Origin of the sequence: Phenylobacterium sp. (assembly GCF_030693805.1) — a bacterium.
Lineage (GTDB): Bacteria > Pseudomonadota > Alphaproteobacteria > Caulobacterales > Caulobacteraceae > Phenylobacterium.
The window spans coordinates 1-7,336 of sequence record NZ_JAUXZW010000207.1; the positions used below are offsets into that span (position 1 = coordinate 1).

5 protein-coding genes and 1 pseudogene are annotated in these 7,336 nt (G+C 67.1%); 3 read left to right on the forward strand and 3 right to left on the reverse strand.

Annotated elements, in window-relative coordinates; genetic code table 11:
* Positions 1 to 116: 116 nt before the first annotated feature.
* Positions 117 to 1,490 (reverse strand): integrase arm-type DNA-binding domain-containing protein, encoded by a 1,374-nt coding sequence (locus Q8M88_RS08240; protein ID WP_305596248.1) that lies wholly within the window; start codon positions 1,488 to 1,490, stop codon positions 117 to 119.
* Positions 1,491 to 1,874: 384 nt separating this feature from the next.
* Here Q8M88_RS08240 and Q8M88_RS08245 point away from each other — a divergent pair, with 384 nt between their 5' ends.
* From Q8M88_RS08245 to Q8M88_RS08255, 3 genes are read left to right on the forward strand one after another with little or no spacing between them, the layout of a single operon-like run.
* Complete coding sequence (locus Q8M88_RS08245) at positions 1,875 to 2,624, forward strand: LOG family protein (RefSeq protein WP_305596252.1); 750 nt, start codon at positions 1,875 to 1,877, stop codon at positions 2,622 to 2,624.
* A 5-nt stretch (positions 2,625 to 2,629) separates the two neighbouring features.
* Complete coding sequence (locus tag Q8M88_RS08250; RefSeq protein ID WP_305596254.1) at positions 2,630 to 3,094, forward strand: YaiI/YqxD family protein; 465 nt, start codon at positions 2,630 to 2,632, stop codon at positions 3,092 to 3,094.
* Between the two features lie 53 nt (positions 3,095 to 3,147).
* Entirely contained in the window at positions 3,148 to 3,657 is a 510-nt protein-coding gene (locus Q8M88_RS08255) for a cytochrome c family protein (RefSeq protein ID WP_305596250.1), read from the forward strand.
* 184 nt (positions 3,658 to 3,841) lie between these two features.
* On the opposite strand, the gene Q8M88_RS08260 is transcribed toward Q8M88_RS08255, so the two are convergent.
* Positions 3,842 to 7,006, reverse strand: coding sequence for an efflux RND transporter permease subunit (locus Q8M88_RS08260; protein ID WP_305596256.1), 3,165 nt, complete (start codon positions 7,004 to 7,006; stop codon positions 3,842 to 3,844).
* Positions 7,006 to 7,336, reverse strand: a pseudogene (locus tag Q8M88_RS08265) (efflux transporter periplasmic adaptor subunit); the annotation flags it as partial. The gene Q8M88_RS08260 and the pseudogene Q8M88_RS08265, both read right to left, overlap by 1 nt.

Here is a 7,336-nt window from a genome sequence, read left to right on the forward strand (position 1 = left end):
ACCGAACATCGCGCGACCAATGTCGTGGGCGGCCCGGCCCCACAATCTGAAGCCGGTCCAGTCGATTGGCCAAGTCGACTCAGACGACCAAAAGCCACTAGTGAATAAGAACGGGGTCATTGAGGTGCATCCGGTGCGTGACGCGATCCAACCGTGATCGTTCCGAGCAGCGCATCCCACGCCTCCAGTGCACGTCGCTTCTCCGCGAGGTACTCGTTCGCGTCGTAGTGGATCATCGACACGGCGGCGCCACCACCAGCGTCGGCCCGATGCCCCAGCACCTTCGATCGAATGAATGGCGACACCCCGAGCCGCTCGGAAGTTAGTGCAGTGCTACCTGTGCGCCTGAGGTCGTGCGGAGAGATCCCGACAATACCGATCGCATCGGTCAGCTCTCGCATCGCGTGGGTGCAACTGTTGGCCAGGACCGGCTTTGCGGGGTCGCGAGGCGACGGAAACACCGGGCGGGAACTGGAGAGTGGCGTCCGATCATCCTCGGCGCGACGACGTCCAGCGGCTTCGTCCCCGATCCGCAGAGCCTCCTGGATTAGCTCCACCGAGCGCGCGGGCAACGGCACCATGTGGGCGACGCCGCCCTTCATCCGCTCGGCCGGAATGAGCCACAGGCCTCGCTCCAGATCGAGTTCATTGAGGCGCATCCCGGCTACTTCGCTGCGTCGCTGAAGCAGCAGAAGGGAGAGCTGCAGGATTATGCGGACAGCGCGCGAGACATACACGCCCTCAGCCTCGGCCCCCTCCTCCGTCACCGGCGCCCGCAGGTCCGAAGGGTCGATCAGCGCCGCCCACAGCGCCTTCAGCTCCTCATCCGTCAGGACCCGCACGCGGGCTGTTTGGGTCGCGAGTGGCAGGAAGCCGACTGCGGGGTTTGTCGCCACCCGCTCCTCGCTCATCGCGTAGGCGTAGATTTGCCGAATGACTGCGTGCGCCTTGTTGGTCTGAGCGCCGATGCCCTTGTCGATCATGCCGCGAAGGAGCGCGCGGACGTCACGACGCGTGATGGTCTCGATGCGCTCCTTGCCGAGCACAGGCCGGATGTGGCGCTTGAGCGACCCGACCTCGTCAGAGATCGTTCTCGCGCGTTTGCGCTTGTTCTTCGGCTTCCAGTGGCCCTGTTCACAGGCCCTGACATAGGCGTCGGCCAAGTCATCGAACGTTCGTAGGGGTTCAGTGCGCGCGACGATTTTGGCCTGACGGCGCTCGGCTGCAGGGTCGGCGCCCTTGCGCACTTGCACCCTCAGATCTTCGACCTGCTCACGAGCCCATTTGAGGCTGTGCTTGGTCGAATAGTCGCCGAGGCTCAGGCGCGGCTGGCGCCCGTCGAGCGTCCTGTATCGCCAGACCCAAACTCGCTTGCCGCCAGCCGATACGCGCAGGCATAGCCCGGGCGTTTGCTCGTCCCAGAGTTCGAGCCTCCCCGATACGGCTTTCGCCGCCGACACCGACTTGTCGGTGAGCTTCTGTGTAGCCATGGTGTCCCGCCGCCAAGAGGGAGCGCTTCGGATTTCCGGGGCACGGCCGGGGCACGCGAAGCAGTAACTTGGTGATGATGACTGAAACGGAACGAAACGGGAAGCCTATTGAGGGTGTTAGGCTTTCGGACGCACTGGAAATCGGCGAAACGGGGCGAAACGTATGACCCACCGCTTTTGTAAAGCGAAGGTCGCGGGTTCGAGTCCTGCAGCCGGCGCCGGTCTTCCCCGCAAGGCGGGCGAGCAGGACGACGGATGAGCGACAGACCTGCCTCGGAAGAACCTCCCGCCAAGACGCTGCCCGCCACCGACTCCGGCGCGCCGCCGACCGCCAGCAATCAGGCGCAACTGGACGCGCACAGTTATCGGCTGCCGGCGTTCGACATGGACTTCCTGCTCAGCGAAGAGATGCGCGGCGTGCGCTTTCAGTTGGAGTGGGAAAAGGCCGACGTGCTGCTGCGCGAATGGGGCATCCGCTCGACGCTGATCGTCTTCGGCAGCGCGCGTATCCCCTCCCCAGAACAGGCGCAGGCGCTCACCGACGCGGCTCGCACGCCGGAGGAGATCGCCTACGCCGAGCTGCGCAGCAGGCAGGTCCCGTTCTACGAGGCGGCGCGCGCGTTCGGACGGATCGCCTCGCTGCGCGGCGGGGCGTTGGCGCCGCGCGACCGCTGGCGCGACAACGTCATCGCCACCGGCGGCGGCCCCGGCGTGATGGAAGCGGCGAACCGCGGGGCGATCGAGGCCGGCGCGCCCAGCATCGGATTCAACATCACCCTGCCGACCGAACAGCAGCCCAACCCGTTCACGACGCCGGAGCTGACGTTCCGCTTCCACTACTTTGCGATGCGCAAGATGCATCTGGCGGCGCGGGCCCGCGCGCTGGTGGTCTTCCCTGGCGGGTTCGGCACGCTGGACGAGATGTTCGAGCTGCTCACCCTGATGCAGACCGGAAAGAGCGCGCCGCTGCCGGTGGTGCTGTTCAACCGCGACTACTGGACGCGGATCATCTCGTTCGAAGGCCTCGCCGAGGCGGGCATGGTGGCGCCTGGCGACCTGAAGCTGTTCGACTTCGCCGAGAGCGCCGAGGAGGTCTGGAGCCTGCTCGTGGCGCGTGGGGTGGCCGAGCCGTGAAGCCGATCGAGATCTTCATCGACGCCGACGCCTGCCCGGTAAAGGACGAGATCTATAAGGTGGCGCAGCGCTATGGCCTGAAGACCTGGGTGGTGGCCAACAGCTTCCTGATGGTGCCGGCCTCGCCGCTGGTGGAGCGGGTGGTGGTGGACGCAGGGCCCGACGTCGCCGACGACTGGATCGCCGAGCACGCCGGCGCCGGCGACATCGTGGTCACCCAGGATATACCGCTGGCGGAACGCGCGCTGCACGCCGGGGCCGCGGCCGTCGCGCCCACCGGGCGGCCGTTCACCGTCGACTCGATCGGCTCGGCGATCGCCCAGCGGGCATTGATGGAGCAGCTTCGATCGACCGGCGACATCATCGGCGGGCCGAAGCCCTTCGATCGCAACGACCGCTCGCGGTTTCTCCAGGCGCTCGACCAGATGGTCAACCAGGAGCAACGACGGCGCGCGGCGCGGCCCCGCTAGCGGCCATCCGTCGGCGAGGCTAGCGTGAAAACGTGTCCAAGAGAGTGAGCAGCATGAGTCGTTCGAGCGCCCTCGCGGCGATCTGCCTGTCGTCTGGGCTGCTGGTCTCGGCCTGCGGGCCGTCGGGCGGCGCATCGAAGACGGCGGTCGAGGCGATGTCGAGCCCGGCCGAGAAGCAGGCGGCGTTGGCCAGCCTGCCCGCCCCTTACAACACCGGCGACCTGGAGAATGGAGAACGCCAGTTCGGGGTCTGCCGCTCGTGCCACACGATCGCGCCGGGCGGGCGCAACATGACCGGGCCGAACCTCTACGGCGTGTTCGGCCGCAAGGCGGGTTCGGTCGACGGTTTCGCCTATTCGGATGCGGTGAAGGCCGCCGGTTTCGTCTGGGATGGCGCACACCTGGATCAATGGCTGACCAACCCTCGGACCTTCCTGCCGGGCACAAAGATGTCGTTCGCCGGCATCAAGGCGGAGAAGGACCGCGTCGACCTGATCGCCTACTTGAAAGTCGAGACTGGCGCCGGAAAGACTGCCGTTGCGGAACCCAAGACACAACCTTGACGGGTTCCACAGTGCAGCCCATCGTTGTGCGGCGCGGCTGGTCATTGCATCTGTCGGGTCGCGCCGATGTCGCGCCCGCCCCCAAACCTGGCGCGACGGAGATCGGGCGCGGATGGGGTCCGCCAAGCCCGCCCGCTTCGCGCCGCGGCCGGCGCTCCCCCGCCGGTCGCCGCCATCGATGCGTCTATTCGGCGGCGTTGGCCGGACGGGTTTCTTCCATGGTCTCGAAGGCCTCGATGCGCCTGGCGGTCGCCTGAGGCGACTTCGTGAAGCGCGCCAGCATGTTGTAGAACACCGGGACCACGAACAGCGTCACCAGCGTGGTGAAGATGGCGCCGAAGAAGATCACCACGCCGATGGTCTTGCGGCTGGCGCCGCCGGCTCCGCCCCAGAGGATCAGGGGCACGGCGCCCGCTGCCGCCGAGATCGAGGTCATGATGATCGGGCGCAGCCGCAGCGAGGCCGATTCGATCACCGCCTCGCGGATCGACAGGCCTCGGTCGCGCAACTGGTTGGCGAACTCGACGATCAGGATGCCGTTCTTGGCGGCGATGCCGACCAGGATGATCAAGCCGATCTGACTATAGATGTTGACCGTCGAGCCGCTGATCAGCAGGCCGAACAGCCCGCCAAGCGCCGCCACCGGCACCGTGAGCATGATCACCGCCGGATGGATCCAGCTTTCGAACTGCGCGGCGAGGACCAGAAACACCAGCAGCAAGGCCATTGCGAAGGCGAGACCGACCGCTCCGCCCGCTTCCAGGTAGTCGCGCGCCTGACCGCCCCACTTTATGGTCAGCCCTGGCTGCTTAGCGATCTCCGCCTGGAAGAAGCTCACAGCTTCGCCCACCGTGTAGCCGGGGTTGAGCTGCACCTGGACCGAGATCGATCGCAGCCGGTCAAGCCGCGATCGGTCCGGGGTGTCGCCGCGCACCTGGGTGGTGACCACTGCCGATAGCGGCACGGCCTCGCCGGACGCGGAGCGCACATAGAGCTTGCGCAGGTCGCTCTCGCTCTCGCGCCGTTCGCGATCGGTCTGCAGGATGACGTCGTATTCCTGGCCGTTGCGGATGTAGGTGGTGACTTGGCGCGACCCGAACATGGTCTCCAGCGCGCGGCCGATGGCCTGGGCCGAGACGCCGAGCGACAGGGCGCGGTCGCGATCGACATTGACCAGCAGACGCGGTGAGGTCGGTTCGTAGTCGAGGCGCGCCCGCGCCAGGCCCGGGTTGCCTTCCGCCGCCTGCATCAGGACCTTCGCCGAACGCTCGATCTCGGGGTATTCGTTGCCCAGCACGATGACCGACATGCTGGCCCCGCCACCACCACCACCGCCCCCTCCGCCGCGCTGGAGGCTGGGCTGGACAGAGGCCACGACACGCGCGGAGGTCACCGAACTGAGTTCGCGATTGAGCTGGGCGGCCAGTTCCTCGGAGGTGATCTTGGCGTCCGGCCTGAGGATGGCGTTGCCGCCGGCGGTGCTGAACTGAGACGAACCGAAGCCCGGCGTCGACAACACGTAGCGTTGGATCACCCCGTCGGCGAGAAGCTTCTGCAGCCGCGCCTCAACCTGGGCGCTGGCGGCCCTGGTGTAGTCGTAGCCGGCGCCTTCCGGCCCGCTGATGTTGTAGTTCACCCGGCGGCGGTCCTCGTTCGGCACAAGCTCGCGGGGCAGCGAGGCGAACACGCCCGCCGCCATCAACGCCAGCACCAGGACGAGCAGCGAGGTGGCGACGCTGGCCACGCGGCGGCCCAGCATCATCTCAAGCGTCGCGTGGTAGGAATTGCGCAGCCGCGTCATGCCGTCGTCGACGGTACGCGCGACCCAGCCCTCGCCCTTGGCGGGACGAAGCAGCTTCGAGGCCAGCATCGGCGACAGGCTGAGCGCCAACAACGCCGAGAACGCGACCGCCGCGGTGATCGCCACCGCGAGCTCGACGAACAACCGGCCGATGTAGCCAGGCATGAACATCAGCGGCGCGAACACCGAAATCAGCACGACCGTTGTCGCCACCACGGCGAAGAACACCTGGCGCGCGCCCCGTTGGGCGGCGATCAGCGGCGGCTCGCCCTCGTCGATGCGGCGTTGGATGTTCTCGACCACGACGATGGCGTCGTCGACCACCAGCCCGATGGCCAGCACCAGGGCCAGCAGGGTCAGCAAGTTGATTGAGAAGCCCAACGGGGCCATCACGATGAATGCCGACAGGATGCAGATCGGGGCGACGATCGACGGGATCAGCGCCGCGCGCCAGGTGCCCAGGAACAGGAAGTTCACCATGGCCACCAGCCCGAGCGAGATGCCCATGGTGATCCAGACTTCCTTGATCGCTTCCTCCGTGAACTGGGTGAAGTCGATCGCCACCTCGAGCTTGGTGCCCGCCGGCAACGAACGGTTGATCTCCGGGAGCTGTTCGCGCACGCCACGTGAAATATCCAGGTCGTTGGCCTGCGACTGGCGGGTGATCGGCAGGCTGACCAGCTCGCGGCCGTTGGAGCGGAACGAGCGACGTCGCTCGTCAGGCCCCTCCTCCACCTTGGCGACGTCGCCAAGCCTGGTGACGTAGGCGGCGGAGTTGGACCCCGTCGTCGCACTCGCGGTCCGGCTGGCGGGGACCACCGGGAGCTGGGCGAACTGCGCCGGCGTTGAGTAGCCACGGGCGACGCGGATAGTGAAATCCTTCGCCGGCGCCTCCAATGAACCTGCCGGCAGCTCAAGGTTCTGGCTGTTCAGAGCGTTCTCGACATCGTCGACGGTCACCCCGCGCGCGGCCATCGCCTCGGGGTCCAACCAGATGCGCATGGTGTAGGTCTGCGCCCCGCCGACGCCGACGGCGGCGACGCCCGGCACGGTGGAGAATCGCTCCACCAGGTAGCGCTGGGCGTAGTCGGTGAGTTCGAGGCGGTTCAGCTTGGTCGAGCTGAAGCTCAGGAACATGATCGGCTGGGCGTCGGCGTCGGCCTTGGCGATCTGCGGCGCATCGGCCTGATCGGGAAGGCGCGCGATCACTCGCGAGACCGCGTCGCGCACGTCGTTGGCGGCGGCATCCAGGTTACGGTCGAGCGTGAAGGAGATGTTGATCCGCGAAACGCCGTCGCGTGACGAGGAATTCACCCGGTCGATGCCCTCGATGCCAGCGACCTGCTGTTCGATGACCTCGGTGATACGCTCTTCGATGACTTCGGCGGAGGCGCCGCGATAGCTGGTCTGCACCGAGACGATGGGCGGGTCGACGCTGGGCAGTTCGCGCACCGGAAGGGTGGTGAAGGCCGCCGCGCCGATCACGCACAGGATGATTGCGGCGACCGCCGCGAGCACAGGCCGACGAACGGAGACGTCCGACAGCATCATGCCGCAGGTCGCCTAGGCGGCGTCGAAACGGGAGCGCCGCCTGCACCGGCTCGCGGCCGCGCCGAGCCCTGACCGACGACCTTCACCGTCTGCCCGCTCTGCACCTTGTTAAGCCCATCGGCGACGATGCGATCACCGGCCTGAACACCTTCGATTAGCTCGACATAGCCTTGCTGCCGCTCACCGGTGACCACCGGGCGCCGTTCGGCGACCGTACGCTCGCCTTGGGTGACCAGCACGAACACGAAGGCCGAATCGCCCTGGACGGAAACCGCCGATTCCTGCGCGGACAGGCCCTGATGTTCACCGCGGGCGATGGCGACGCGC

Excerpts from the sequence above, each read along its gene's own strand:
- Q8M88_RS08240 (WP_305596248.1), bottom strand. The coding sequence starts at position 1,490 with ATGGCTACACAGAAGCTCACCGACAAGTCGGTGTCGGCGGCGAAAGCC.
- Q8M88_RS08245 (WP_305596252.1), top strand. The coding sequence starts at position 1,875 with ATGGACTTCCTGCTCAGCGAAGAGATGCGCGGCGTGCGCTTTCAGTTG.
- Q8M88_RS08255 (WP_305596250.1), top strand. The coding sequence starts at position 3,148 with ATGAGTCGTTCGAGCGCCCTCGCGGCGATCTGCCTGTCGTCTGGGCTG.
- Q8M88_RS08260 (WP_305596256.1), bottom strand. The coding sequence starts at position 7,006 with ATGCTGTCGGACGTCTCCGTTCGTCGGCCTGTGCTCGCGGCGGTCGCC.